The sequence below is a fragment of the Streptomyces sp. NPDC107500 genome (assembly GCF_055582785.1).
Map to the genome: position 1 here is coordinate 117,490 of NZ_JBVJPF010000011.1, position 26,034 is coordinate 143,523.

23 protein-coding genes, 5 tRNA genes and 1 pseudogene are annotated in these 26,034 nt (G+C 71.6%); 22 read left to right on the top strand and 7 right to left on the bottom strand.

Annotation, left to right across the window (positions count from 1 at the left end; translation table 11 throughout):
- Positions 1–75: 75 nt before the first annotated feature.
- Positions 76–489 carry a roadblock/LC7 domain-containing protein gene (locus ACZ67M_RS35845; RefSeq protein ID WP_005479910.1) on the bottom strand — a complete coding sequence of 138 codons (414 nt, stop codon included), beginning with the start codon at positions 487–489 and terminating at the stop codon, positions 76–78.
- Between the two features lie 9 nt (positions 490–498).
- A complete protein-coding gene (locus ACZ67M_RS35850; protein ID WP_392239702.1) occupies positions 499–4,407 on the bottom strand; it encodes a sensor histidine kinase in 3,909 nt (1,302 codons plus the stop codon).
- A gap of 602 nt (positions 4,408–5,009) precedes the next feature.
- Between ACZ67M_RS35850 and ACZ67M_RS35855 the strand changes: the two genes are divergently transcribed.
- The 9 genes from ACZ67M_RS35855 (at position 5,010) to ACZ67M_RS35895 (ending at position 9,186) form a co-directional block, all read left to right on the top strand.
- On the top strand, positions 5,010–5,198 hold the full coding sequence (locus ACZ67M_RS35855; protein WP_064730001.1) for a hypothetical protein: 189 nt from the start codon (positions 5,010–5,012) through the stop codon (positions 5,196–5,198).
- A 313-nt stretch (positions 5,199–5,511) separates the two neighbouring features.
- Positions 5,512–6,297: a fumarylacetoacetate hydrolase family protein gene (locus tag ACZ67M_RS35860; protein WP_361365264.1), complete on the top strand. Its 786-nt coding sequence runs from the start codon at positions 5,512–5,514 to the stop codon at positions 6,295–6,297.
- Positions 6,290–7,774, top strand: a complete 1,485-nt coding sequence (gene gltX / locus ACZ67M_RS35865) for a glutamate--tRNA ligase (protein ID WP_385799951.1) — start codon at positions 6,290–6,292, stop codon at positions 7,772–7,774. The genes ACZ67M_RS35860 and gltX overlap by 8 nt, the downstream gene beginning before the upstream one ends.
- Positions 7,775–7,880: 106 nt before the next feature.
- Positions 7,881–8,615 (top strand): HAD family hydrolase, encoded by a 735-nt coding sequence (locus ACZ67M_RS35870; protein WP_361365269.1) that lies wholly within the window; start codon positions 7,881–7,883, stop codon positions 8,613–8,615.
- Positions 8,616–8,708: 93 nt separating this feature from the next.
- Positions 8,709–8,780 (top strand) — tRNA-Gln (locus ACZ67M_RS35875).
- Positions 8,781–8,802: 22 nt separating this feature from the next.
- Positions 8,803–8,875: transfer RNA gene (locus tag ACZ67M_RS35880), tRNA-Glu, on the top strand.
- Positions 8,876–8,904: 29 nt separating this feature from the next.
- Positions 8,905–8,977: transfer RNA gene (locus ACZ67M_RS35885), tRNA-Glu, on the top strand.
- A 20-nt stretch (positions 8,978–8,997) separates the two neighbouring features.
- Positions 8,998–9,069: transfer RNA gene (locus tag ACZ67M_RS35890), tRNA-Gln, on the top strand.
- 44 nt (positions 9,070–9,113) lie between these two features.
- A tRNA-Glu gene (locus ACZ67M_RS35895) sits at positions 9,114–9,186 on the top strand.
- 167 nt (positions 9,187–9,353) lie between these two features.
- Here the strand turns inward: ACZ67M_RS35895 and ndgR are convergent.
- Complete coding sequence (gene ndgR / locus ACZ67M_RS35900; protein WP_053137572.1) at positions 9,354–10,070, bottom strand: IclR family transcriptional regulator NdgR; 717 nt, start codon at positions 10,068–10,070, stop codon at positions 9,354–9,356.
- Between the two features lie 198 nt (positions 10,071–10,268).
- Between ndgR and leuC the strand changes: the two genes are divergently transcribed.
- The 4 genes from leuC (at position 10,269) to ACZ67M_RS35920 (ending at position 13,588) form a co-directional block, all read left to right on the top strand.
- Positions 10,269–11,699, top strand: a complete 1,431-nt coding sequence (gene leuC / locus ACZ67M_RS35905; protein ID WP_125491703.1) for a 3-isopropylmalate dehydratase large subunit — start codon at positions 10,269–10,271, stop codon at positions 11,697–11,699.
- A gap of 5 nt (positions 11,700–11,704) precedes the next feature.
- The gene (leuD, locus tag ACZ67M_RS35910; RefSeq protein WP_361365273.1) at positions 11,705–12,298 is read left to right on the top strand and encodes a 3-isopropylmalate dehydratase small subunit; all 594 of its coding nucleotides are present in this window, start codon (positions 11,705–11,707) and stop codon (positions 12,296–12,298) included.
- Positions 12,299–12,572: 274 nt separating this feature from the next.
- Positions 12,573–12,803: an SCO5555 family protein gene (locus ACZ67M_RS35915; RefSeq protein WP_064731981.1), complete on the top strand. Its 231-nt coding sequence runs from the start codon at positions 12,573–12,575 to the stop codon at positions 12,801–12,803.
- 137 nt (positions 12,804–12,940) lie between these two features.
- Positions 12,941–13,588: an HU family DNA-binding protein gene (locus tag ACZ67M_RS35920; RefSeq protein WP_392016604.1), complete on the top strand. Its 648-nt coding sequence runs from the start codon at positions 12,941–12,943 to the stop codon at positions 13,586–13,588.
- Between the two features lie 93 nt (positions 13,589–13,681).
- Here the strand turns inward: ACZ67M_RS35920 and ACZ67M_RS35925 are convergent, their stop codons facing one another.
- Both ACZ67M_RS35925 and cofC read right to left on the bottom strand, forming a co-directional pair.
- On the bottom strand, positions 13,682–13,885 hold the full coding sequence (locus ACZ67M_RS35925; RefSeq protein WP_361365279.1) for a hypothetical protein: 204 nt from the start codon (positions 13,883–13,885) through the stop codon (positions 13,682–13,684).
- Positions 13,886–13,894: 9 nt separating this feature from the next.
- Positions 13,895–14,533, bottom strand: a complete 639-nt coding sequence (cofC, locus tag ACZ67M_RS35930) for a 2-phospho-L-lactate guanylyltransferase (RefSeq protein ID WP_392239704.1) — start codon at positions 14,531–14,533, stop codon at positions 13,895–13,897.
- A 143-nt stretch (positions 14,534–14,676) separates the two neighbouring features.
- Between cofC and ACZ67M_RS35935 the strand changes: the two genes are divergently transcribed.
- From ACZ67M_RS35935 to ACZ67M_RS35945, 3 genes are all read left to right on the top strand, one after another.
- Entirely contained in the window at positions 14,677–15,480 is an 804-nt protein-coding gene (locus ACZ67M_RS35935; RefSeq protein WP_385799957.1) for a lysophospholipid acyltransferase family protein, read from the top strand.
- Positions 15,477–16,487: an NAD(P)H-dependent glycerol-3-phosphate dehydrogenase gene (locus ACZ67M_RS35940; RefSeq protein ID WP_392016610.1), complete on the top strand. Its 1,011-nt coding sequence runs from the start codon at positions 15,477–15,479 to the stop codon at positions 16,485–16,487. Before ACZ67M_RS35935 ends, ACZ67M_RS35940 begins: the two co-directional genes overlap by 4 nt.
- Positions 16,488–16,579: 92 nt before the next feature.
- Positions 16,580–17,737, top strand: coding sequence for a D-alanine--D-alanine ligase family protein (locus ACZ67M_RS35945; protein WP_467321293.1), 1,158 nt, complete (start codon positions 16,580–16,582; stop codon positions 17,735–17,737).
- A 226-nt stretch (positions 17,738–17,963) separates the two neighbouring features.
- Here ACZ67M_RS35945 and ACZ67M_RS35950 read toward each other — a convergent pair whose 3' ends face one another.
- Positions 17,964–18,197 (bottom strand): Lrp/AsnC ligand binding domain-containing protein, encoded by a 234-nt coding sequence (locus tag ACZ67M_RS35950; RefSeq protein ID WP_122617661.1) that lies wholly within the window; start codon positions 18,195–18,197, stop codon positions 17,964–17,966.
- Between the two features lie 227 nt (positions 18,198–18,424).
- Here ACZ67M_RS35950 and ACZ67M_RS35955 point away from each other — a divergent pair, with 227 nt between their 5' ends.
- Together ACZ67M_RS35955 and thiD are read left to right on the top strand one after the other, a co-directional pair.
- Entirely contained in the window at positions 18,425–19,393 is a 969-nt protein-coding gene (locus ACZ67M_RS35955) for a thiamine-phosphate kinase (protein ID WP_064730013.1), read from the top strand.
- Positions 19,390–20,187, top strand: coding sequence for a bifunctional hydroxymethylpyrimidine kinase/phosphomethylpyrimidine kinase (thiD, locus tag ACZ67M_RS35960; RefSeq protein ID WP_469854143.1), 798 nt, complete (start codon positions 19,390–19,392; stop codon positions 20,185–20,187). The genes ACZ67M_RS35955 and thiD overlap by 4 nt, the downstream gene beginning before the upstream one ends.
- A 239-nt stretch (positions 20,188–20,426) precedes the next feature.
- On the opposite strand, the pseudogene rpmB reads toward thiD, so the two are convergent.
- Positions 20,427–20,537, bottom strand: a pseudogene (gene rpmB, locus ACZ67M_RS35965) (50S ribosomal protein L28); the annotation flags it as partial.
- Positions 20,538–20,800: 263 nt separating this feature from the next.
- Here rpmB and ACZ67M_RS35970 point away from each other — a divergent pair.
- The 4 genes from ACZ67M_RS35970 (at position 20,801) to coaD (ending at position 26,015) form a co-directional block, all read left to right on the top strand.
- Entirely contained in the window at positions 20,801–22,552 is a 1,752-nt protein-coding gene (locus ACZ67M_RS35970; protein WP_469854144.1) for a DAK2 domain-containing protein, read from the top strand.
- A 41-nt stretch (positions 22,553–22,593) separates the two neighbouring features.
- A complete protein-coding gene (gene recG, locus ACZ67M_RS35975) occupies positions 22,594–24,816 on the top strand; it encodes an ATP-dependent DNA helicase RecG (RefSeq protein ID WP_392016620.1) in 2,223 nt (740 codons plus the stop codon).
- Positions 24,817–24,921: 105 nt separating this feature from the next.
- Positions 24,922–25,509, top strand: coding sequence for a 16S rRNA (guanine(966)-N(2))-methyltransferase RsmD (rsmD, locus tag ACZ67M_RS35980; RefSeq protein WP_361365298.1), 588 nt, complete (start codon positions 24,922–24,924; stop codon positions 25,507–25,509).
- Positions 25,510–25,535: 26 nt separating this feature from the next.
- Positions 25,536–26,015, top strand: coding sequence for a pantetheine-phosphate adenylyltransferase (gene coaD / locus ACZ67M_RS35985; RefSeq protein ID WP_125491692.1), 480 nt, complete (start codon positions 25,536–25,538; stop codon positions 26,013–26,015).
- Positions 26,016–26,034 lie beyond the last annotated feature (19 nt).

Sequence of the window (26,034 nt, forward strand, 5' to 3'; positions counted from 1 at the left end):
GCCGTCTGATGTGGCCGGTGGGGGGATTGTGGCGGCCGGACGGTGATTTGGTAACACGGGTGGTGCCGGGGCGGATCAGTGGAGCAGACTTCCTTGTAGTTCAGCGCGCAAGTCGGGTGTGAGGACCGCACCCGCGCGGTCGACCAGGAGCGCCATCTCGTAGCCGACGAGGCCGATGTCGCACTCCGGGTGGGCGAGGACGGCCAGTGAAGAGCCGTCCGAGACGGACATGAGGAAGAGGAACCCACGTTCCATCTCCACGACCGTCTGCGCCACGTCGCCGCCCTCGAAGATCCGGGACGCCCCGGCGGTCAGCGAGGTCAGACCCGAGGCGACGGCCGCGAGCTGGTCGGCGCGGTCGCGGGGGAATCCCTCGGACATCGCCAGAAGGAGTCCGTCGGCGGACACGACGACGGTGTGGGACACCCCCGGGGTGTTGTCCACGAAATTCGTGATCAACCAGTTGAGGTTCTGTGCCGCCTGGCTCATCGGGCTCAACTAACGCTCCTGCTGGTGAGTGGGCCGCGGGTAGCTGCCGGTCTGGTTGGTACCGGCCTGACGGCCCTGTGCGATTCCCCGACGGAGATTGGTCAGCCGGCCGCGCACGTCGTCCGGCGCGCGCGAGATCTGCGGACCGTTCTGGTGCGACTGCTGCTGAGCCGTCCCCGGGACGAGGTTGGCCCGGGGGACGCGGCGCGGGAGGCCGGAGGTGGTGACCCCGCCCGCCGCCGGCTGCCGTACGCGTTCCGCCTGCCGGACGAGGTCGTCGTTGGGCGAACTGCGCCAGGCAGCGGTGGCGGGCCGCTGCGGGGCCGCCGGGGTCTGGGGCTGGGCGGCCTGCGGCTCCGGGGCGGCGGGCTGGGCCTGCTGCTGCGCCCTCGCCTCGCGGTCGCCGTGGAACCAGTTGGTCTCCAGCGTGTCGTACAGCGGCGTGCGCCCGTCACCGGGGCCGGTGGCCGGGGGCAGGGCCCAGCCGTCCTGGGGCCGCTGCTGCGCGGGGGTCCCGTTGGTGTGGCCGCCCGCGGGCTCCTGGTGGACGGGGCGCTGCGGGGACGGGGCCGGCGGGCGCGGTGCGCCGAAGTCGTTGCCGCCCTGCGCGCCGTTGACCTGCGGGCGCTCGAACGGGCCGGGGGCGGCCGGGTTCGCGCGGCTCGGCAGGCCCTGCTGTCCGGCGGAGCCGTTGTCGTACCCCTGGGCGCCGGCGAACCGGTCGGCCTGGGCGGGTCCGTTCGGGCCGGTCTGACGGGGCTGGCCGCCGAAGACGTCCGAGCGGACGAAGGCGCCGTTGCCCTGCTGCGGGCCGGTCTGCTCGGGCCGCGCGAACTGGTCGTTGCGCGGGGCGTCCGCGGGGCCGCCCTGACCGTACTGGTCCCGGCCGTACTGGTTCTGCGGGTACGCGCCCTGGTCGTACTGGTTCTGGTTCTGGTCCGGCCGGGTGAACTGGCCCGTGTTCTGCGGGACGTCCTGGCGAGGGGCCGGGGCGTCGAAGTCGGGGCGGGCGAACTCGGCCGTGGCGGCGGGGGACTGGGGCTCGCCGAACCGCGGCACGGCCGGCATCTCCGCCGTGGAGCCCGGGCCCTGCCGGTCGTCGAAGTCCGGGGTGCGGCGGGTGCGGGAGCTGTCCGGCTCCTCGTGGCCGCGCGGGGCGTCCAGCGGGGCGCGCTCCACGGACGGCTGCGCGTTCTCGTCGCTCCAGCTGGGTGTGCGGGGCTGCGGGTTGCCACCGGGCAGCTCGGCCCGCGGACCACCGCGCGGCGGCAGCTGCGGACGACGGCCCTGTCCGGCGTCGCCGTTGTTCCCGCGCTTGCCGCGCTGCGGCGGCGCGGCGGGACCGCGGCCACCGCCGAAGACGTCCTGGCCCTGCGGGGCGTTGCCCTGCGGCGCGTTCATGCCCGCGGCCTGCAGACCCTGCGGGGCACCGGGCGCCTGACCGGCACCGGCTCCCGCGCCGGCCGGGGCCGGTCGGTTCTGCTGGCCGGGACCGGCCGGGGACTGGGGACCGCGCGGACCGCCGGGCGCGCCCGGGCGGCCGTCCGTGTCCCGTCCGGGGAGCGCGGCCCGCGGACCCTGGGCGGCACCGAGCCGGCCGCCCGGAGCACCGCCACCACCGAGCGCGCCACCGCCGCCGAAGGCACCTCCGGCGAGGGCGCCGCCCTGACCGCCACGGCGGGCCGCGGCGACACCGGCGGCGGCCTGCGCGGCCGCCGGACCGCCGTTGCCGGAGGCGGACTGCCCCGGCTTCGGCTGCGGCTTGCGGCCGCCCTGGGCGACGTCCACGGGCAGCATGACCAGCGCGGTCGTGCCACCGGAGTCGGACGGCCGCAGCTGGATGCGGATGCCGTGGCGCTGCGAGAGGCGGCCGACCACGAACAGACCCATGCGGCGGGAGACGGAGACGTCCACGGTGGGCGGCGAGGCGAGCCGCTCGTTGATCGCGGCGAGGTCCTCGGGGGAGAGGCCGATACCGGTGTCGTGGATCTCGATCAGCACCCGCCCGTCGGGCAGCGCGTGACCGGTGACCTTGACCTTGGTCTGCGGCGAGGAGAACGAGGTCGCGTTCTCCAGCAGCTCGGCGAGCAGGTGCACGAGGTCGTTGACCACGCGGCCGGCGACCTCGGTGGTCGGCACGGAGGCCAGTTCGATGCGCTCGTACTGCTCCACCTCGGAGGCGGCGGCACGGAGCACGTCGACCAGCGGGACCGGCCGGGTCCAGCGCCGGCCGGGCTCCTCACCGGCGAGGACGAGGAGGTTCTCACCGTTACGGCGCATGCGCGTCGCGAGGTGGTCGAGCTTGAACAGCGAGGACAGCTGGTCCGGGTCGGCCTCGCGGGACTCCAGTTCGGAGATGAGCGAGAGCTGACGCTGGATGAGGCCCTGGGAGCGGCGCGAGAGGTTGGTGAACATCGCGTTGACGTTGCCCCGCAGCAGGGCCTGCTCGGCGGCGAGGCGGACGGCCTCGCGGTGCACGTCGTCGAAGGCCGCGGCCACTCGGCCGATCTCGTCCCGGGAGTGCACACCGACCGACTCCACCGAGGTGTCGACGTCCTGCGGGTCGGTCTCGGAGAGCTGCTTGACCAGCTCGGGCAGGCGGTCCTGGGCGACCTTGGTCGCGGTGTCCTCCAGGCGGCGCAGCGAGCGGATCATGGACCGCGCCACGACGAAGGCGCCGACCAGCGAGACGCCGAGCACGAGCAGGATGAGGACACCGGAGATGATGGCCTCGCGCTCGGACTCGTTGCGCAGCTCGCGGGCCTGCTGCTCCATGTCCTCCAGCAGCTTCAGCTCGATGTTCTTCATCTGCTGGATCTTGGTGGAGCTCTCGTCCAGCCAGTCCTGGTACGACCGGGGCTTGAGGTCGCCCAGGCCGTTGACGCCGCTGAGGGCGCGGCCGGCGTACTGGTCGGACGCCTCGATGACCGGGTTGCCCTCGGAGATCGGCTTGAGGAGTTCCTCGGCGCCGTCGCCGTAGATGCTGGTGAAGCTGCGGATCTCGGACGTCTGGCTCTGGAGCGCCGACTGGGCGTAGAGCCGGTCGTTCTCGGAGAGCTTGCCCTTGCTGGTGTTGTTCGCGGGGAGTGCCGCCGCCAGGACCGCGCGCTGGATGGACGCGTACTCCTTGGCCGAGGAGAAGGCCGACAGGGCGCGCGTGCGCTGAATCATGTCGGGGTTGCTGGTCGCCTCCGCCATGTCCTGCGAGAGGTCGAGCAGGTGGTTGATCAGGCGGTGGTAGGCCTCGACGGTCTGGGTCGAGTTCTGCTTGGCCTGGTAGGCCGTGCCGCGGATCTTGTTCAGGTCGTTCAGGTCGCTCGCGAGGCCGACGAGGCTGTCGCGGACACCGACGAGGTTGCCGTCCTTGCTGGCGGCGTCGATCTCCTCGGAGTTGTCGAGGAAGTTCTTGAGCGCCCGGTCGGTTTTCTCGCGGTCGCCCTTGACGGCGATGGCGCTGGACGCCGAGCCGTGTGCCAGGGGGCCGGCGGACTGGTCGCGCTCCTCCTGGAGCGCGGCGGCCAGTTCGGTGGCCTGCTTGGTCATCTCGGTCAGCAGCTTCATGTTGTCGAGCTGCTGGATGTCGTCCATCGACTGGCTGATGCGCATCGCGCCCAGCGAGGTGGCCGCGACCACCGGGAGCGCGAGCAGCGACACCAGACGGGTGGAGATACGCCAGTTGCGCAGGGCTATTCGCGGACCGGGGCCGCTCGGCGCGCCCTTGGCCGGCTTGGCGGACGGCTGCTGGCCGGGGGCGGCCGAACCGGCCGTCTGACCGGCGCGCTCTCCACTGTCGCCGGGCGGGGTCTGGCCCGGGTTCTGGGCGTGCTGGGGCGAGGAGCCGACGGCCTTGGGGCCGGTCCCGCCGTGCGGCTCCGGCTCCGCCGAAGCGCTGCCATCCCTCTTGAAACGTCCCTGCACTAGCGTCGCAACCTCTGGACCAGGCGCCCCTCCGCGTGAACGGCGGGACACGGTGTCGGCGTCATGGGAGCGCCCTGAATACGCCCCCGTGGTGGTCGTGAGTGACCGGCGCTGGTTCCCCCTTCTCGCCGCCGCCCGGCGCTGCTTTGCGCCCCCTGCGCGCCGGCTCGATCCTGCGGCGGTCCGTGGAATTCCAGCACAGTGCAGGATCTCCAACAAGGCCCGTGGGGTACGCCGTGAGATACGTGACAGCACGTGAGGGCCGAGTCACCAGACGTAGAAGATGATCACCCGCAAAAGGGACGTATGCCCGCGAGTTGTCGAGGTGCGGAGGGTGTCCCAGTCGCCATGATCAGGAGCGGAATGCGGGCTTCAACGGTGGAATGTCTTATTGGTCCCAGTGTCGCTGGAGTCGCAATTGACCGGTTTGACCCTTGATAAGTGAGCAAACTCACACGCAGATCGCGGGCCCTCCCCGAGTTGCCGGGGAATTGCATGTTTAGCCTGACGCTTTACAGAGAAGGCAAAACCGACAACCCGCGCCCTCGCAGGGGTCATCGCAGCCCCTCGGGCGCCCGGACACGACAGGGCCTCCCACAACCGTGAAGACGACGATGATGTTCCACCAGATCGCCAACCCGCGGCGCACGACGCTGGCGCACCTCGACGACGCCGACGACCTGCGCACGCAGGAGCAGCCGGAGCACGCCGTCGAGCTCCCCGCCCAGACCGCCAACCCCCGGCGCACCGTCCTCATGGAGGTCCCGGTCGGGGCCGCCGTCGCAGAGTAGTACGTCACCCCGGCGCCGCCCGTTCAGGCGGCCCCCTAGGGCCTGTCTGACCATTCCCGTCTGCCCCGCGACGCCATGCACGCACTCTCGCCGCACCGGGCGCAGAGCCAAGTACATCCAGTACGAGGCTCTACGCCCGGCACGGCGAGAGCACGCACCTGACGCCGCGAGGCCGCCCTTCCGGGCGACGACGGGAATGGTCAGACAGGCCCTGAGCACCAAGCGCCCGTCCGGCGGATCATGCCGGACGGGCGCGCCGCGTTAGCCTGGGGCGTCAGACTCCAGCCAGCTCAGTCAAGGGGCCAAGCAACCCGTGCGCATCGCCAGGTTCTCCATCGACGGGAACGTCGCCTTCGGCGCGGTCGAGGGCGACCAGCCGGACCAGCTCGTCCTCGACATCATCAAGGGCATCCCGTTCGGGGACTACGAGCTCTCCGGCACCAAGGTGCCCCTGAGCAAGGTGCGGCTGCTGCCGCCGGTGCTCCCGAACAAGGTCGTCGCCTTCGGCCGCAACTACGCCGAACACGCCCGCGAACTCGGCAACGAGGTGCCCGACGCCCCGTTCGCCTTCTTCAAGCCGTCCACCTCGGTGATCGGCCCCGGCGACGCCATCCAGTACCCCTCCTTCTCCGAGGAACTGCACCACGAGGCCGAACTCGCCGTGGTCATCGGCCGCATGTGCCGCGAGGTCCCGCGCGACCGCGTGCAGGACGTGATCTTCGGCTACACCTGCGCCAACGACGTCACCGCCCGCGACGTGCAGCGCCGCGAGAAGCAGTGGGCCCGGGCGAAGGGCTTCGACTCCGCCTGCCCGCTGGGGCCCTGGGTGGAGACGGACATCGACCTCGCCGCCGCGGCCGACCTGACCATCCAGCTCACGGTCAACGGCGCCCAGCGGCAGCTCGGCCGCACCAGCGAGATGATCCACTCCATCGAGGACCTGATCGTCAACATCTCCGAGGCCATGACGCTGCTCCCCGGCGACGTCGTCCTCACGGGGACCCCGGCCGGCGTCGGCCCCCTCAACGTCGGCGACGAGGTCGCCGTCACCATCGAAGGCATCGGCACTCTCACCAACAAGGTTGTCAAGCGTGGCTAGCGCACCCGGCTCACCCGTACGCGTACGTTTCTGTCCGTCCCCCACCGGCAACCCCCACGTGGGTCTGGTGCGCACCGCCCTGTTCAACTGGGCGTTCGCCCGGCACCACCAGGGCACGCTGGTCTTCCGCATCGAGGACACCGACGCGGCCCGCGACTCCGAGGAGTCGTACACCCAGCTGCTCGACGCGATGCGCTGGCTGGGCTTCGACTGGGACGAGGGCCCCGAGGTCGGCGGCCCGCACGCGCCGTACCGCCAGTCGCAGCGCATGGACATCTACAAGGACGTCGCCGAGAAGCTGCTCGCCGCCGGCCACGCCTACCGCTGCTACTGCTCCCAGGAGGAGCTGGACAGCCGCCGCGAGGCCGCCCGCGCGGCAGGCCGGCCCTCCGGGTACGACGGCCACTGCCGCGACCTGAGCGACGCCGAGGTCGAGGGGTACAAGGCCGAGGGCCGCGCGCCCATCGTCCGCTTCCGGATGCCCGACGAGGCGATCACCTTCACGGACCTGGTCCGCGGCGAGATCACCTACCTCCCGGAGAACGTCCCGGACTACGGCATCGTCCGCGCCAACGGCGCCCCCCTCTACACGCTGGTCAACCCGGTCGACGACGCCCTGATGGAGATCACCCACGTCCTGCGCGGCGAGGACCTGCTCTCCTCCACCCCGCGCCAGATCGCCCTGTACAAGGCGCTGACCGAGCTGGGCATCGCCAAGGAGATCCCGGCCTTCGGCCACCTCCCGTACGTCATGGGCGAGGGCAACAAGAAGCTCTCCAAGCGCGACCCCCAGTCGAGCCTGAACCTCTACCGCGAGCGCGGCTTCCTCCCCGAGGGCCTGCTCAACTACCTCTCCCTGCTCGGCTGGTCGCTCTCCGCCGACCAGGACATCTTCACGATCGACGAGATGGTGGCGGCCTTCGACGTCTCCGACGTGCAGCCCAACCCGGCTCGCTTCGACCTGAAGAAGTGCGAGGCGATCAACGGCGACCACATCCGGCTGCTGCCGGTGAAGGACTTCACCGAGCGCTGCCGCCCGTGGCTGAAGGCCCCGGCCGCCCCCTGGGCGCCCGAGGACTTCGACGAGACCAAGTGGGAGGCCATCGCGCCGCACGCGCAGACCCGCCTCAAGGTCCTCTCCGAGATCACGGACAACGTCGACTTCCTGTTCCTGCCGGAGCCGGTCCTCGACGAGGCGAGCTGGGCGAAGGCGATGAAGGAGGGCTCGGACGCCCTGCTCGTCACCGCCCGCGAGAAGCTGGACGCGGCCGACTGGACGTCCCCCGAGTCCCTCAAGGAGGCCGTCCTGGCCGCCGGCGAGGCGCACGGCCTCAAGCTCGGCAAGGCCCAGGCCCCGGTCCGCGTCGCGATCACCGGCCGCACCGTCGGCCTGCCCCTCTTCGAGTCCCTGGAGGTCCTGGGCAAGGAGAAGGCGCTGGCCAGGATCGACGCGGCGCTGGCCCGGCTCGCGGCCTGACGCCCGTACGCGCCCAAGGGGCGGCACCCGGACCACCGGGCGCCGCCCCTTCGCCGTTCCCCGGATCGGGCGGACACGGTCCGCCCCTCGGCGTTACCGTCGGATCATGAGCATCCGAGCCGTGGTCTGGGACGTCGACGACACCCTCTTCGACTACACCACCGCCGACCGGGAGGGCATGCGGGCCCACCTGGTGGCCGAAGGGCTCCTCGCCGGGTACGGGTCGGCCGAGGAGGCCCTCGTGCGCTGGCGGCAGATCACCGACCGGCAGTGGGCGCGCTTCTCCGCCGGTGAGGTGGACTTCGTCACACAGCGGCGCGACCGCATCCGCGAGTTCCTGGGCCGGCCGGAGCTGACCGAGGCCGAGGCCGACACGTGGTTCCAGCGCTACGTCACGCACTACGAGGCCGCCTGGTCCCTCTTCCCGGACGTGCTGCCCGTCCTCGACGCCCTCGCCGACAGCCACCGGCACGCGGTGCTCTCCAACTCCAGCCTCACCGTCCAGGACCGCAAGCTGCGCGTCCTCGGTGTGCACGACCGCTTCGAGACCATCCTGTGCGCCGCCGAACTGGGCGTCTCCAAGCCCGAGCCCGCCGCCTTCCTCGCGGCCTGCGACGCCCTGGCTCTCCCCCCGGCCGAGGTCGCCTACGTCGGCGACCACCCGGAGATCGACGGACGCGGCGCCGCCGACGCCGGGCTGCTCTCCGTGTGGATCGACCGGGGCGGCGTCTACGCGACGGTGGAGCCGCCGGAGGGGCCGCGCCGTATCGCCTCCCTCTCCGAACTCCCCGCGCTGCTCCGCGCCGATACCCGTTTTGGAGCCCCGTCCACCTTCGGGTAATGTTCTTCCTGCGCCGCCGAGGAGCGGGCCGAAAGGGCCGGGAACCGGAAGCGCGACGCTAGAGCGAAACCCCATCAGGGGCTTGCGTTCCAGTGGCCTATGGTGTAATTGGCAGCACGAGTGATTCTGGTTCACTTAGTCTTGGTTCGAGTCCAGGTAGGCCAGCTCGCAGAGCTATATCTGCAATGCCCCCGTTGTGTAGCGGCCTAGCACGCCGCCCTCTCAAGGCGGTAGCGCCGGTTCGAATCCGGTCGGGGGTACGGTGATCTCTCACGAGATGATCGCTAGGGCCCCCGTTGTGTAGCGGCCTAGCACGCCGCCCTCTCAAGGCGGTAGCGCCGGTTCGAATCCGGTCGGGGGTACGAACTGGTCTAAACCACATTGGTCTATGGTGTAATTGGCAGCACGACTGATTCTGGTTCAGTTAGTCTAGGTTCGAGTCCTGGTAGACCAGCTCGGATCTGCGGCGATTGAGCATGAAACGCCCGCAAGATCCACGCCCCCGTTGTGTAGCGGCCTAGCACGCCGCCCTCTCAAGGCGGTAGCGCCGGTTCGAATCCGGTCGGGGGTACAAGATCAGAAGGCCCTCCGCTTCGGCGGGGGGCCTTCTGGCGTTCCCAAGTACCCGTGGGTCCGCGCCGGTTCGGCGCAGCGGGCCCGGTCGGGGTCCTGACCGGGGGAGGGGCCGCCGCGGCGTTGAGGCGGGCCCGTCCCCGGTCACACAGGGGAAGGTGCCGGTCAGCCCGTACGGCGCAGCGCCTCCGAGAGGCGGCCGGCGGCGTCGATGATGGCCTGGGCGTGCATCCGGCCCGGGTGGCGCGTCAGACGCTCGATGGGGCCGGAGACGGACACGGCCGCCACCACGCGGTTGGAGGGGCCGCGCACCGGCGCCGAGACGGACGCGACGCCCGGCTCCCGCTCGCCGATGGACTGGGCCCAGCCGCGCCGCCGCACGCCGGACAGCGCCGTCGCCGTGAAGCGGGCGCCCTGGAGGCCGCGGTGCAGGCGCTCGGGCTCCTCCCAGGCCATCAGGATCTGCGCCGAGGAGCCGGCCTTCATCGTGAGCGTCGAGCCGACCGGGACCGTGTCCCTCAGGCCCGACAGACGCTCGGCCGCGGCCACACAGATACGCATGTCGCCCTGGCGGCGGTAGAGCTGAGCGCTCTCGCCCGTGACGTCGCGAAGGTGGGTGAGCACCGGGCCCGCGGTCGCCAGCAGCCGGTCCTCGCCGGCCGCCGCGGCCAGCTCGGCCAGGCGCGGGCCGAGAATGAAACGGCCCTGCATGTCGCGCGCCACCATGCGGTGGTGTTCCAGTGCCACGGCCAGGCGGTGGGCCGTGGGTCGTGCCAGTCCGGTCGCAGCGACCAATCCCGCGAGGGTGGCCGGGCCGGACTCCAGAGCGCTCAGGACGAGGGCCGCCTTGTCCAGAACGCCGACGCCGCTACTGTTGTCCATGAAACGATACTCCCGTCTCACTCTGTGAAACGCAAGTTCAATTTTCCATGGAACGCGCCACCCTGGATGGCACGAAGTCACAACGGCCCGTGACGTACGGGCCTGGTGGCGGTTGCCCGGAAACACAGGGGTGCGGGCGCCGCTTCCCCAAAGATCTCTAGTTGGGCCGACGCTTGGTCGCCGGCCGGAGGGAAAGCGATGGGTAGGACACTCGCGGAGAAGGTCTGGGACGACCATGTCGTCCGGCGCGCCGAGGGCGAGCCCGACCTCCTCTTCATCGATCTGCACCTGCTGCACGAGGTGACCAGCCCGCAGGCCTTCGACGGCCTCCGCAAGAGCGGCCGCCCGGTGCGGCGGCTCGACCTGACCATCGCCACCGAGGACCACAACACCCCGACACTCGACATCGACAAGCCCATCGCGGACCCGGTCTCCCGGGCCCAGCTGGAGACGCTGCGCAAGAACTGCGCGGAGTTCGGCGTCCGGCTGCACCCGCTGGGCGACGTCGAGCAGGGCGTCGTGCACGTGGTCGGCCCGCAGCTGGGCCTGACCCAGCCCGGCACCACCGTGGTCTGCGGAGACTCGCACACCTCGACGCACGGCGCCTTCGGCGCGCTGGCCTTCGGCATCGGCACCTCCCAGGTCGAGCACGTGCTGGCCACCCAGACGCTGCCCCTGGCCCGTCCGAAGACCATGGCCATCACGGTCAACGGCGAACTGCCCGACGGCGTCACCGCCAAGGACCTGATCCTCGCGATCATCGCGAAGATCGGCACCGGTGGCGGCCAGGGCTACGTCCTGGAGTACCGGGGCGAGGCCATCGAGAAGCTCTCGATGGAGGCCCGCATGACCATCTGCAACATGTCGATCGAGGCCGGCGCCCGCGCGGGCATGATCGCCCCCGACGCCACCACCTTCGACTATCTCCAGGGCCGCCCGCACGCCCCCGAGGGCGCGGACTGGGACGCGGCGGTCGAGTACTGGAAGACGCTGCGCACGGACGACGACGCCGAGTTCGACGCCGAGGTCGTCATCGAGGCCGCCGAGCTGTCCCCGTTCGTCACCTGGGGCACCAACCCGGGGCAGGGCGCGCCGCTTTCCGCCGCCGTCCCCGACCCGGCTTCGTACGAAGACGCTTCGGAGCGGTTCGCCGCCGAAAAGGCCCTGGAGTACATGGGGTTGGAGGCCGGGCAGCCGCTGCGTTCCATCAGCGTGGACACCGTCTTCGTAGGTTCCTGCACCAACGGCCGCATCGAGGACCTCCGCGCCGCCGCCGAGATCGTCAAGGACCGCAAAGTCGCCGACGGCGTACGGATGCTGGTCGTCCCGGGCTCCGCGCGGGTGGGTCTCCAGGCCGTCTCCGAGGGCCTGGACGTGGTCTTCAAGGAGGCCGGCGCCGAATGGCGGCACGCGGGCTGCTCGATGTGCCTGGGCATGAACCCGGACCAGCTGGCCCCGGGCGAGCGCTCCGCCTCCACCTCCAACCGCAACTTCGAGGGGCGCCAGGGCAAGGGCGGTCGCACCCACCTGGTGTCGCCGCAGGTCGCGGCCGCGACGGCGGTTCTGGGCCACCTGGCCTCCCCGGCCGACCTGTCCGCCGCCGACGTCCCCACGCCCGCTGGAGTCTGAGAGTCATGGAAGCATTCACCAAGCACACCGGCCGGGCCGTCCCGCTGCGCCGCAGCAACGTCGACACCGACCAGATCATCCCCGCCCACTGGCTCAAGAAGGTGACCCGGGACGGGTTCGAGGACGGGCTGTTCGAGGCCTGGCGCAAGGACGGGTCCTTCGTCCTCAACCAGCCCGAGCGCCAGGGCGCCACGGTCCTGGTGGCCGGCCCCGACTTCGGCACCGGCTCCTCCCGTGAGCACGCCGTCTGGGCGCTGCAGAACTACGGCTTCAAGGCCGTGATCTCCTCCCGCTTCGCCGACATCTTCCGGGGCAACTCGCTGAAGAACGGCCTGCTCACCGTGGTCCTCGACCAGAAGATCGTGGACGCGCTGTGGGCGCTCACGGAGCAGGACCCGCAGGCGGAGGTCACCGTCGACCTGGAGGCCCGCGAGGTCCGGGCGGAGGGCGTCACGGCCTCCTTCGAGCTGGACGAGAACTCCCGCTGGCGGCTGCTGAACGGACTGGACGACATCTCGATCACCCTCCAGAACGAGGCGGACATCGCCGCGTACGAGGCGAAGCGCCCTTCGCACAAGCCGCAGACCGTCCAGGTCTGACCCCCGGGCCCGCAGAGGCTCCCGCAAGGTCGAGTTTCGGCCACCCAACACCCCCGCCGTACCCCCGATCAGCCCGATCGGGGGTACGGCCGTTTTTGGGTCGGGCGACGGACGCCCGTCAGCGGTGAGGCGCACAACTTCCCACGTTAGAGGCTTGGTTGCCGGGGTAAAGAAGTCCTGGAGGCGCGGGTTCCGGGAGTGACCGGAAGGCCGTTCGGGGCGGCAGTTGCCCCCTGCGCAGGCGACAACTCGCCCCAGATGGCACAATCTGTGCATGGACCACGACGGCCAACTCGAGCTCTATGCGGCGGTCGCGGTCCGGCTCAAGGAAGCGCACACAAGAGTGCGCGCACTGCAAGTCCCGGAGGGCGTACGGATGGCGCTGACCCGGAAGCTGCTGGTCATTACGGCCGCGGCCAAACACGATCTCGCCGGTGCGGCAAGGCGCCTGGATCGGTTCACCGACGACCTCGACGCGGGTCGATTCCCCGAAGAGGACGGCTGAACAGGCCTGGGCGGCCCGAGTCCGTTGCGGCACAAGGGTGATTAGCCCGTTTCGTGTTTGATTTGCGGTATATATCTGCCTAACGTGCGAAAAAGCTTGAACACATTCGTTCTGGCGATGTCTCCGAAGGGGAAGACGTGAACAAGGCGCAGCTCGTAGAAGCGATTGCCGACAAGGTGGGCGGCAGGCAGCAGGCCGCCGACGCCGTCGACGCGGTCCTGGACGCCCTCGTCCGTGCCGTGGTCTCGGGCGACCGGGTCTCGGTCACCGGCTTCGGTTCCTTCGAGAAGGTCGACCGTCCCGCCCGCTACGCCCGCAACCCCCAGACGGGCGAGCGGGTTCGGGTCAAGAAGACCTCGGTGCCGCGCTTCCGCGCGGGTCAGGGCTTCAAGGACCTGGTGAGCGGCTCGAAGAAGCTCCCGAAGAACGACATCGCGGTCAAGAAGGCCCCCAAGGGCAGCCTGTCCGGCCCCTCGGCCACGATCTCCAAGGCCGCGGGCAAGAAGGCCGCCGCCAAGAAGACCGCGGCGAAGAAGGCCACGGGCGCGGCGAAGAAGGCCACCGCGGCGAAGAAGACCGCGGCCAAGAAGGCCACCGGAGCGGCGAAGAAGACGACGGCGAAGAAGACCACCGCCAAGAAGTCCGCCGCCAAGACCACCGCGACGGCGAAGAAGACCGCGGCGAAGAAGGCTCCCGCCAAGAAGGCGACCGCCAAGAAGGCCCCGGCCAAGAAGTCGACCGCCCGCAAGACCACCGCCAAGAAGGCCACCGCACGCAAGAAGTAGCGGCCGGCGGTAGCGGCAGCAGGCGAACAGGGCTCTCACGCGCCGGGCCGGACTCCCTCTCGGAGTCCGGCCCGCGGCGTTTTCCCAGGTCGTTCAGAGGGTCTGGAGTGTCACCAGCGTGATCCGGCGGTCCTCGCCCGCCCCCTCCGTCTCGATCCGCACCCGCTGCCCGGGTCGCAGCAGTCGCAGGCCCCCCGCGTCGAACGCCGCCGCGTCGAAGGGCACGGGCGTGCCGTCGTCGAGCAGCACCTGCCCGCTGCGGCTTTCGGAGTCGTACGTGTACGCGGTCGCCTGCATGGCCGCAGCCTACTGCCCGGCGATCAGCAGCCGCGCCGCCACCGCCGCCGTCCGGGGCCCCACCCCCAGTGCCAGGGCGGAGCGCAGATCACCGCCGGTGTCGACGTCCTGCCGTACGGAATCCACCGCGCCGAGGGACAGTTCCACCGCGCCGGACGCGCGGTGGCGGACCCGGGAATCCGGACCGAATGCCGGGGACAATTCGGTGCCCGGTGCCGCGGTCAGCAAGGTCGTGCCGATTCCGGCCGCGTCCGGGAGAAAAGCGCGCGGGAATTGCCCGGCCGCCGCCAGGACCCGCGCCAATTCCGCCGGCCGCAGCGCGGGGAGATCCGCGTTGAGCGCCGCCACCGGAGTTCCGGGACGTGCCGCCCGGACCGCCGCGGCGCCGTGCGCCAGCGCCGCGTTCAGACCGCCCCGGGGCTCGTCCGTGACGAGGGCCGCGCCGAGCGCCGCCAGCTCCCGCCCGGCCCGTGCGTCGTCCGTGACGACTGCCACATCCGCGACCGCCGGGCAGGCCAGCGCGGCTGCCACGGCGTCCTGGGCGAACGCCAGCGCGAGATCCGGCCGGACCCCGTCGTCCGCGGTGTCCGACAGCCTGCTCTTGGCCCGGGCGAGGGGCTTCACGGGTACGACCAAGGTCCACTGCACGAGCGTTCCGTCCTTCTCTCGTCGCCGTCATTGTCACCTGGGAGACCTGGCGGTTCACTCGCCGGGGCGTACGGTGTTCTCGACAGACGGGAGGCCCGGGGCGACACTTGTCCGGCCCCAGGCCCTGGAGGAAAGGTGTCAGCGTGCCCCGCCGCAGAATCGGCTTCTGGTACCGCCTGGCCGCGGTGATCTGCAAACCGCCGCTCATGGTTCTGATCAAGCGGGACTGGCGGGGAATGGAGAACATTCCGGCCGACGGCGGATTTATCACCGCCGTGAACCACAATTCGCACGTGGACCCCTTCGCGTACGCGCACTACCAGTACAACACCGGGCGCGTCCCCCGATTCCTGGCGAAGAGCGGCCTTTTCAAGAAGGGCTTCGTCGGCGCCGCGATGCGGGGCACCGGACAGATCCCCGTCTACCGCGAGAGCACGGACGCCCTCAGCGCCTTCCGGGCCGCGATCGAGGCCGTGGAGCGCGGCGAGTGCGTCGCCTTCTACCCCGAGGGCACCCTTACCCGCGACCCGGACGGCTGGCCGATGACCGCCAAGACCGGTGCCGCGCGCGTCGCCCTGCAGACCAAGTGCCCGGTGATCCCGGTCGCCCAGTGGGGCTGCAACGAACTGCTGCCGCCCTACGCCAAGAAGCCGAACCTCCTCCCGCGCAAGACCCACCGCGTGCTGGCGGGGCCGCCGGTCGACCTCGCGCGGTTCTACGACCGGGAGATGACCGCGGAGCTGCTGAAGGAGGCCACCGAGGTTATCATGGCCGCCGTCACCGGCCACCTGGAGGAGATCCGGGGCGAGAAGGCACCGAGGACCCCCTACGACCCACGCCGCGAGCGGATCGAGCAGCGGCGCCGTACGCAGTCGCAGACACCGTCGCCGTCGCAGCAGGCGCCGGCACGCACGCGGGGAACGCAGGCAGAAGGGCAGAGCACGTGAGCAAGCCGGTCAAGGCGGCCGTCTTCGGCACCGGATCCTGGGGCACCGCCTTCGGCACGGTCCTCGCCGACGCGGGGTGCGACGTCACCCTGTGGGGGCGCCGCGCCGACCTCGCCGACGCCGTCAACTCCACCCGGACCAACCCGGACTACCTGCCCGGCGTGGAACTCCCCGCCGGCCTGCGGGCCACCACCGACGCCGCCGAGGCCGCGCGCGACGCCGACTTCACGGTCCTCGCCGTCCCCTCCCAGACGCTGCGCGCGGGCCTCGCCGACTGGGCGCCGCTGCTGGCGCCCGGCACGGTCCTGGTGTCGCTGATGAAGGGCGTCGAACTCGGCTCCGCGATGCGGATGAGCGAGGTCATCGAGGACGTCGCCAAGGTCGGCGCCGAGCGCATCGCCGTGGTCACCGGGCCCAACCTGGCCCGCGAGATCGCCGCCCGCATGCCGGCCGCCGCCGTGGTCGCCTGCCCCGACGAATCCGTCGCCCAGCGCCTCCAGACCGCCTGCCACACGCCGTACTTCCGCCCGTACACCAACACCGACGTCGTCGGCTGCGAACTGGGCGGCGCCGTGAAGAACGTGATCGGGCTGGCCGTCGGCATCGCGGACGGCATGGGCCTGGGCGACAACGCCAAGGGCTCCCTGATCACCCGCGGCCTCGCCGAGACCACCCGCCTCGGGGTCGCCCTCGGCGCCGACCCGCTGACCTTCTCCGGACTGGCCGGGCTCGGCGACCTGGTGGCGACCTGCTCGTCCCCGCTGTCCCGCAACCACACCTTCGGCACCAACCTGGGCAAGGGCATGACCCTCCAGGAGACCATCGCGGTCACCAAGCAGACCGCCGAGGGCGTCAAGTCCTGCGAGTCGGTGCTGGATCTGGCGCGCAGGCACGGCGTCGACATGCCGATCACCGAGACCGTGGTCGCCATCGTGCACGAGGGCAAGCCCCCGGTCGTCGCGGTCAAGGAGCTGATGTCGCGCAGCGCGAAGCCCGAACGACGCTGAGCGACACCGGACCGCACCCTGGGCGCCACCCGCGCCACGCGGCCCCGCCGACGCTGTCTCGTGGCCCTACGGGCGGGTACTCTCAACGCGATATGAGCACCGAGAACCTCCCCCAGAGCCCCGAGCAGCCGCCTCGCAAGCCGCGTGTGGCCGTCGTGTTCGGCGGGCGCAGCTCCGAACACGGGATCTCCGTGGTCACCGCCGGCGCCGTCCTCGCGGCCATCGACCGGACCAAGTACGACGTCCTGCCGATCGGCATCACCAGGGACGGCCGCTGGGCCCTCACCGCCGACGAACCGGAACGCATGGCGATCACCGAGCGCCGTACGCCCGACGTCGACGAACTGGCCGAGTCGGCCGAGGGCGCCGTGGTGCTGCCCGTCGACCCCGCCAACCGCGAAGTCGTCTACAGCGAACCCGGCGCGGTGCCCAAGGCACTGGGCGAGGTCGACGTCGTCTTCCCCGTGCTGCACGGCCCGTACGGCGAGGACGGCACCCTCCAGGGACTCCTGGAGCTGTCCGGTGTGCCCTACGTCGGCGCGGGCGTGCTCGCCTCGGCCGTCGGCCAGGACAAGGAGTACATGAAGGCGGTGTTCGCCTCCTACGGGCTGAAGGTCGGCCCGTACATGGTGATCCGGCCCCGCGAGTGGGAGCAGGACCGTTCCGGCGCCCGTGGCAAGATCGTCGACTTCGCCGGCGAGCACGGCTGGCCGCTGTTCGTGAAGCCCGCGCGCGCGGGTTCCTCGATCGGCATCACCAAGGTCGACGACGTGGCCGGACTCGACGAGGCGATCGAGGAGGCCCGGCGCCACGACCCGAAGATCCTGGTCGAGGCGACCCTGCGCGGCCGGGAGATCGAGTGCGGGGTGCTGGAGTTCGAGGACGGCCCCCGGGCCTCCCTCCCCGCCGAGATCCCGCCGCCCTCGGAGCACGCGTACTACGACTTCGAGGCCAAGTACATCGACTCCACCCCCGGCATCGTGCCCGCCCCGCTGACGCCGGAGGAGACCGCCGAGGTCCAGCGCCTCGCCGTCGCGGCGTTCGACGCGGCCTCCTGCGAGGGGCTGGTGCGCGCGGACTTCTTCCTCACCGAGGACGGCGAGTTCGTGATCAACGAGATCAACACCATGCCCGGATTCACGCCGATCTCCATGTACCCGCAGATGTGGCAGGCGAGCGGGGTCGCCTACCCGGAGCTGGTGGACCGGCTGGTCCAGGCGGCGCTGCGGCGCCCGACGGGGCTGCGCTGACGTCCGCCGCCCCGCGCACAGCCAGAAGGCGACCCCCTCGGGGGTCGCCTTCTCGCAGTATGATCAGCGGGTTTCCCCGGCCCACCGGCGGCAGCGTGTTGTCCGGGTTCCGCCACAGCTTCGTGACCGGGGCCCGGGCCGGGAACCGCCGCCGACCCGCTGTCGTCTGCTGAGGAGCAGCCGGCGGCGGCGATCAACAGTACGAGAGCGAGCGGGCGGAGGGGGGTCAGAGATGAACCACGGGGCAGGTCAGTGTGCGTGTGATGCCGTCCACTTGCTGGACCTTGGCGACCACCATGCGACCGAGTTCGTCGACGGTGTCGGACTGGGCGCGCACGATGACGTCGTAGGGTCCTGTCACGTCCTCGGCCGTGATCACCCCGGGGATCTTGCTGATCGTCTCGGCGACGGTCGACGCCTTGCCGACCTCCGTCTGGATCAGGATGTACGCCTGTACCACGGAACCTCCAGAGCGGCCACGAGGATCATGTGGGGAAAAGGAACGCCACGGTATCGCGTAGCCGCTCTCCGCGGGGAGACCCGTGGGCCGAGGGCCCCGCGCGCCGGGGTGGCGGAATGACACGAGTTGACGATCACGCCGACCGTGGCGACGGTCATTTCGACCGTAACGAGGACAGAGATGACGCGCGACCGGGCACGGACAGGGACAGAAGGGGAGCCAAGGCGATGAAGGGCACTGTTGGTGAGCTGGGGGAGTTCGGGCTCATCAGGGAGCTCACCTCCCGTCTCACCACCACCCCGGCGGTCCGGGTGGGCCCCGGCGACGACGCCGCGGTGGTGGCCGCGCCCGACCGCCGGGTGGTGGCCAGCACCGACATCCTCGTGGAGGGGCGGCACTTCCGCCGGGACTGGTCCACCGCGTACGACGTGGGCCGCAAGGCGGCCGCGCAGAACCTCGCGGACATCGCCGCCATGGGCGCGGTGCCGACCGCGCTGCTGCTCGGCCTGGTCGTCCCCGCCGAACTGCCGGTGACCTGGCCGACCGAGCTGATGGACGGCCTGCGCGACGAGTGCCAGGTGGCCGGCGCCTCCGTGGTCGGCGGCGACGTGGTGCGCGGCGACACCATCACCGTCTCCATCACCGCGCTGGGCGACCTGCGCAACCAGGAGCCCGTCACCCGGGGCGGCGCCCAGCCCGGCGACCTCGTCGCGGTGACCGGCTGGCTGGGCTGGTCCGCCGCCGGGTTCGCCGTGCTGTCCCGCGGCTTCCGCTCGCCGCGCGCCTTCGTCGAGGCCCACCGGCGCCCCGAGCCCCCGTACCACGCGGGTCCGGCCGCGGCCGGGCTCGGCGCCACCGCCATGTGCGACGTGAGCGACGGGCTCATCGCCGACCTGGGGCACATCGCCGAGGCCAGCAAGGTCAGGATCGACGTCCGCTCCGGCCAGATCGACATCCCGTCCCAGATGAACGACATCGGGCAGGCCGTCGGCGTCGACCCCATGCAGTGGGTGCTCACCGGGGGAGAGGACCACGCGATCGTGGCGACCTTCCCGCCGGACGTGAAGCTGCCCGCCCGCTGGAAGGTCATCGGCGAGGTCCTCAACCCCTCCGCGCTGCCCCAGGTGACCGTCGACGGGGCGCCCTGGACCAGCAAGGGCGGCTGGGACCACTTCGGCGGGGAGGTCGAGGCATGAGGCCGCCCCTGGTGCTCACCGTGGCCGGCTCCGACTCCGGCGGCGGCGCCGGCATCCAGGCCGACCTGAAGACCATGCTCGCCCTCGGCACCCACGGCATGAGCGTGCTCACCGCGGTCACCGCGCAGAACTCCCTCGGCGTGCAGGGCGCCTGGGAGCTGCCCGTGGAAGCGGTACGGGCCCAGTACCGCAGCGTCGTCGACGACATCGGCGTCCAGGCGGTCAAGACCGGGATGCTCGCCTCCGCGGAACTGGTGGAGACGGTCGCCGAATTGCTCGGCGGCACGGACGCCCCGGCCGTCGTCGACCCGGTCGGCGTCTCCAAGCACGGGGACGCGCTGCTCGCCGCCTCCGCCCTGGACTCGGTCCGCACCAAGCTGCTGCCGGTGGCCACCGTCGCCACCCCGAACCTCGACGAGGTCGCGCAACTGACCGGCGTACGCGTCGAGTCCGAGGGCGACCTGCGCCGGGCGGCCGCCGCCCTGCTGGAGTACGGGCCGCGCTGGGCGCTGATCAAGGGCGGCCACCTGCGCGGCGAGGCCGTGGACCTGCTCACCGACGGCTCCGAGGAGCACTGGCTGCGCGCCCCGCGCCTCGACAACCGGCACACGCACGGCACCGGCTGCACCCTCGCGTCGGCCATCGCGTGCGGCCTGGCGAAGGGGCGGTCGGTGCCGGAGGCGGTGACCGAGGCGAAGGAGTACGTCACCGGGGCGATCGGGGCCGGCTTCGCGCTCGGCGACGGGATCGGGCCGGTCGATCACGGGTGGGCGCTCGGGCGGGACACCGCCTGAGCCGGGCGTGACCCGCGAGCGGATTCCACGAGGGTGACCTACGAGTCCGATCTACGAGTGTGATCTACGACCGCGGCCTGTGAGCACGGCAAAAAGCCGGTCCACCCGAGGTGGACCGGCTCCCTACAGCGGACCAGGCAGTGGCCGCGCGCTCAGCTGACGCGTCAGCGCGAGACCTTGCCGGCCTTGATGCACGAGGTGCAAGCGTTCACGCGCTTCGGCGTCCCGCCCTCCACGGTACGCACGCGCTGGATGTTGGGGTTCCAGCGACGGGGCGTACGGCGGTGGGAGTGCGAGATGTTGTTGCCGAAGCCCGGCCCCTTGCCGCAGACGTCGCAGTTGGCAGCCACGGGTCACTCCAAAGACTTCAGATGCACTTACGGTTGATCCCGGCATGCCGGGATCAAGTTCTCGGACTCGACGGTCCGGGATCTGAGTGGCGGTGCCAGGGGGATGGCCCGATCGGGATCGGGCAACCGGAGCAGCATACAACGGCTGCTCCCGTACAACGAAACTACCACGGCAGCTCAGGGGCCCGCCCCGGCCCTCTTCCGCCGGGCACCCGCCCAAGGTCTACGCTGCCAGCCACGGCCGGCAGCTCAGGGAGGCACAGGTGGCGCAGGTGCCGCAGAGGTTCTTCGACGCTCTGGCGGTGCGTACCTGGTGCGGTCTGTCACTGCGCGCGCTGGGACGGGCGCGCGAGGAGATCGACGCGATCAACGTCTATCCCGTCGCGGACGGGGACACCGGCACGAACCTCTATCTGACCCTCGAATCGGCCGTCGCGGCCGTGGAGGCCGTGTTCGCGGCGCACGAGCTGGACGACGGGGCGCCGGAGGCCGCCGACGGCCCCTCGCTGGCGGAGACCGTCGGCGCGATGGCCCACGGCGCGCTGATCGGCGCGCGGGGCAACTCCGGGACGATCCTCGCGCAGCTGCTGCGCGGCATGTCCCAGGTGCTCACCGCGCGGAGTGAGTCCGCGCACACCGAGGGCCCCGGCCTGCGGCTGGCCCTGCGGAACGCGGCCGAGTCCGCCCGCCAGGCCGTGGCCCATCCGGTCGAGGGCACCGTCCTGACCGTCGCCTCCGCCGCCGCCGACGCGGCCGACGACGCGGAGGGCGACTGCGCGGAGGTGGCCCGCGCGGCCTACGAGGGCGCCCGCGCGGCGCTCGCCGCCACCCCGGCCCAGCTGCCGGTCCTGGAGCGCGCCGGAGTGGTCGACGCCGGCGGACACGGGCTCGTGACGGTCCTCGGCGCCCTGGTGGAGACGTTCACCGGGCAGGCGCCCGGCCCGGGAGCGGCCACCGTCGCGCACGCACGCGTGGAGCCGCACGCGCGTGTGGCGCCGCACGGGGGCGTCCCGCCGCAAGCGTCCCCGGCGCCGGGCGACGAGGAGGCGCTCGCGGGCGAGTGCGCGGTGACGGAGGCCGACCGCAGCGACGAGCCCGCCTTCGAGGTGATCTACCTCCTGGAGGCCGAGGACGCGGCCGTCACGCGGCTGCGGCAGCGGCTCGACGCGCTCGGGGACTCGCTCGTCGTGGTCGGCGGCGACGGACTGTGGAACGTCCACGTGCACGTCGACGACGCGGGCGCCGCCGTCGAGGCGGGCGTCGAGGCCGGGCGGCCCCACCGGATCCGCATCACCCACTTCGGGCACGGCGACGCCCACACCGCCGGGACCGGCCGCCCGCCCCGGGAACGGAGCCGCCGCGCCGTGGTGGCCGTCGTACCGGGGGAGGGGCTGGCCGGGCTGTACGCCGAGGCCGGCGCGACCACCCTGCTCGCCCGCCCCGGGGAGCCGCCCGCCAGCGGGGAGCTGGTCCAGGCCGTACGGCGGGCGCACGCGCACGAGGTCGTCCTGCTGCCCAACGACGCCGAACTGCGCCACACCGCCGCCGCGGCCGCCGAGCAGGCCCGTGCCGAAGGCGTCAGGGTCGCCCTCATCCCCACCCGCTCCGCGGTCCAGGGCATCGCCGCGCTCGCCGTGCACGAGCCCGAGCGGCGCTTCGACGAGGACGTGGTGGCGATGACCTCCGCGGCCGGCGCCACCCGCTACGCCGAGGTCACCGTCGCCGAGCACCGGTCCTGGACCACGGCGGGCATCTGCCAGGCCGGTGACGTGCTCGGCCTCATCGACGGCGACGTGGCGGTCATCGGCGCGGACGTCACGGAGGTCGCGGCGACCGTCCTGGACCGGATGCTCTCGGCCGGCGGCGAGCTGGTCACCCTCGTCCTCGGCGACGAGGCGCCCCGAACCGTCACCGAGCACCTGGAGGCCCGGGTCCGTGCGGCGTACCTCGCGGTCGACACCGTGGTCCACCGGGGCGGCCGGCAGGGGGCGCTGCTGCTGGTCGGCGTGGAGTAGTACGGCGCTTCCGGCGACCGATGTCAGTGGCGTGGTGTGCAATGGATCTCGTGCCCGCACTGCGAGAACCCCTGAAGAAGGTCCTCGGCCCCGCCACCGCGAAGGTGATGGCCGAGCACCTCGGCCTGCACACCGTCGGCGACCTCCTCCACCACTACCCCCGCAGATACGAGGAGCGCGGCCAGCTCACCCACCTCGCCGACCTGCCCATGGACGAACACGTCACGGTGGTCGCGCAGGTGGCCGACGCCCGGCTGCACTCCTTCGCCTCGTCCAGGGCACCACGCGGCAAGGGACAGCGCCTGGAGGTGACCATCACGGACGGCAGCGGCCGCCTCCAACTGGTCTTCTTCGGCAACGGCGTCCACAAGCCGCACAAGGAACTCCTGCCGGGCACCCGCGCGATGTTCGCGGGCAAGGTCTCCGTCTTCAACCGCCGCCTGCAACTGGCCCATCCGGCGTACGAGTTGCTGCGCGCCGACGATGACGACGAAGCGAGCGAGAGCGTCGAGTCCTGGGCCGGCGCCCTCATCCCCCTCTACCCGGCCACGGCCAAACTGGAGTCCTGGAAGATCGGCAAGGCCATCCAGACGGTGCTGCCGAGCGCCCAGGAGGCCGTCGACCCGCTCCCCGGCTCCCTGCGCGAGGGCCGGGGCCTGGTCTCCCTGCCCGAGGCCCTCCTCAAGATCCACCGCCCGCACACCAAGGCCGACATCGAGGACGCCCGCGCCCGCCTGAAGTGGGACGAGGCCTTCGTCCTCCAGGTCGCCCTGGCCCGCCGCCGCCACGCCGAGACCCAACTCCCCGCCGTCCCCCGCGAACCCGCCCCGGACGGCCTGCTCACCGCCTTCGACGACCGCCTCCCCTTCACTCTCACCGACGGCCAGCAGAAGGTCTCCCGCGAGATCTTCGACGACCTCGCCACCGACCACCCGATGCACCGGCTGCTCCAGGGCGAGGTGGGCAGCGGGAAGACGATGGTGGCCCTGCGCGCCATGCTCGCCGTCGTGGACGCGGGTGGGCAGGCCGTGATGCTCGCGCCCACCGAGGTGCTCGCGCAGCAGCATCACCGGTCGGTCGTCGAGATGATGGGGGAGCTGGCCGAGGGGGGAATGCTGGGCGGTGCCGAGCATGCCACCAAGGTGGTGCTGCTCACCGGGTCCATGGGCGCCGCCGCCCGGCGGCACGCCCTGCTCGACCTGGCCACCGGCGAGGCCGGCATCGTCATCGGCACGCACGCGCTGATCGAGGACAAGGTGCGGTTCCACGACCTCGGCCTGGTCGTCGTCGACGAACAGCACCGCTTCGGCGTCGAGCAGCGCGACGCCCTGCGGGGCAAGGGGAAGCAGCCCCCGCACCTGCTCGTCATGACCGCCACCCCGATCCCGCGCACCGTCGCCATGACCGTCTTCGGCGACCTGGAGACCTCGGTCCTGGACCAGCTCCCGGCCGGCCGGTCCCCGATCGCCAGCCACGTCGTCCCGGCCGCCGACAAGCCCCACTTCCTCTCCCGGGCCTGGGAAAGGGTCCGGGAGGAGGTGTCCAACGGCCACCAGGCGTACGTCGTCTGCCCGCGCATCGGCGACGAGGAGGACGACCCCGGCAAGAAGGGCGCCCCGCGGAAGTCGCCGGAGGACGACGCCGAGAAGCGGCCCCCGCTGGCCGTCCTCGACATCGCCGAGCAGCTGGCGAAGGGCGCCCTGCACGGCCTCAAGGTCGAGATCCTGCACGGCCGTATGCAGCCCGACGACAAGGACGCGGTCATGCGCCGCTTCGCCGCCGGGGAGACCGACGTGCTGGTCGCCACGACCGTCATCGAGGTCGGGGTCAACGTCCCCAACGCCACCGCGATGGTGATCATGGACGCGGACCGCTTCGGCGTCTCCCAGCTGCACCAGCTGCGCGGCCGGGTCGGTCGCGGCTCCGCCGCCGGTCTGTGCCTGCTGGTCACCGAGATGCCCGAGGCGAGCGCGGCCCGCCAGCGGCTGAACGCGGTCGCCGGCACCCTCGACGGCTTCGAGCTGTCCCGGATCGACCTCGAACAGCGCCGGGAGGGCGACGTCCTCGGCCAGGCCCAGTCCGGTGCCCGCACCTCCCTGCGGGTCCTCGCCGTCATCGAGGACGAGGAGATCATCGCTCAGGCGCGACAGGAGGCCGCGGCCCTGGTGGCCACCGACCCGGAGCTGACCGGCCTGCCCGGACTGAAGACGGCGCTGGAGGCACTCTTGGACGAGCAGAGGGAGCAGTACCTGGAGAAGGGCTGAGCACCACCCGCCCAGGGGCCGCGAGGCTGTGCCGGTGTGCGGCTCCGCCGCGTGGGCGCGACCAGCCACACTGAACACAGAGCCGCTCACAACCAAGGACCTCAGATGACCCGAGTGATCGCCGGCAAGGCCGGCGGACGCCGCCTGGCCGTCCCGCGGGGGACCGGCACCCGCCCCACCTCCGACCGCGCGCGCGAGGGGCTCCTCTCCACGTGGCAGTCCCTGCTCGGCGGCCCGCTGGACGGCGAACGCGTCCTCGACCTGTACGCCGGTTCCGGCGCCGTCGGCCTGGAGGCGCTGTCCCGGGGCGCGGGACACGTCCTGCTCGTCGAGGCCGACGCCCGCGCCGTCCGCACCGTCCGGGAGAACGTCAAGGCGCTCGGCCTGCCCGGCGCCGAGGTCCGGGCGGGCAAGGCGGAGCAGACCATCCGCACCCCCGCCCCCGGGGAGCCGTACGACATCGTCTTCCTGGACCCGCCGTACGCCGTCTCCGACGACGATCTTCGGGAGATCCTGCTCACACTCCGTACGGAAGGCTGGCTCGCCGGGGAAGCGCTCGTCACCGTGGAGCGCAGCACCAGAGGCGGGGAATTCGGCTGGCCGGACGGTTTCGAGGCGATCCGTGCCCGTCGCTACGGCGAGGGAACGTTTTGGTACGGTCGCGCCGCCTCTACGTGCGAAGACGCACGATGACCGGACCGGAGAGCGAGGGAATTCAAGTGCGCCGTGCCGTCTGTCCCGGGTCGTTCGACCCGATCACCAACGGACACCTCGACATCATCGGCCGGGCCTCCAGCCTCTACGACGAGGTCTACGTCGCCGTGATGATCAACCAGGCGAAGAAGGGCCTCTTCGAGATCGAGGAGCGGATCGACCTCATCCGCCAGGTCACCGCCGAGTACGGCAACGTGCGCGTGGAGTCCTTCCACGGCCTCCTCGTCGACTTCTGCAAGCAGCGCGACATCCCGGCCATCGTCAAGGGCCTGCGCGCGGTCAGCGACTTCGACTACGAACTGCAGATGGCCCAGATGAACAACGGCCTCTCGGGCGTGGAGACCCTCTTCATCCCCACCAACCCGACCTACAGCTTCCTGTCGTCCTCCCTGGTCAAGGAGGTCGCGACCTGGGGCGGCGACGTGTCCCACCTGGTACCGCCGCTGGTCCTCGACGTCCTCTCCGAGCGCCTGAAGAAGCACTGAACCGCCCGCCGTACCGCCT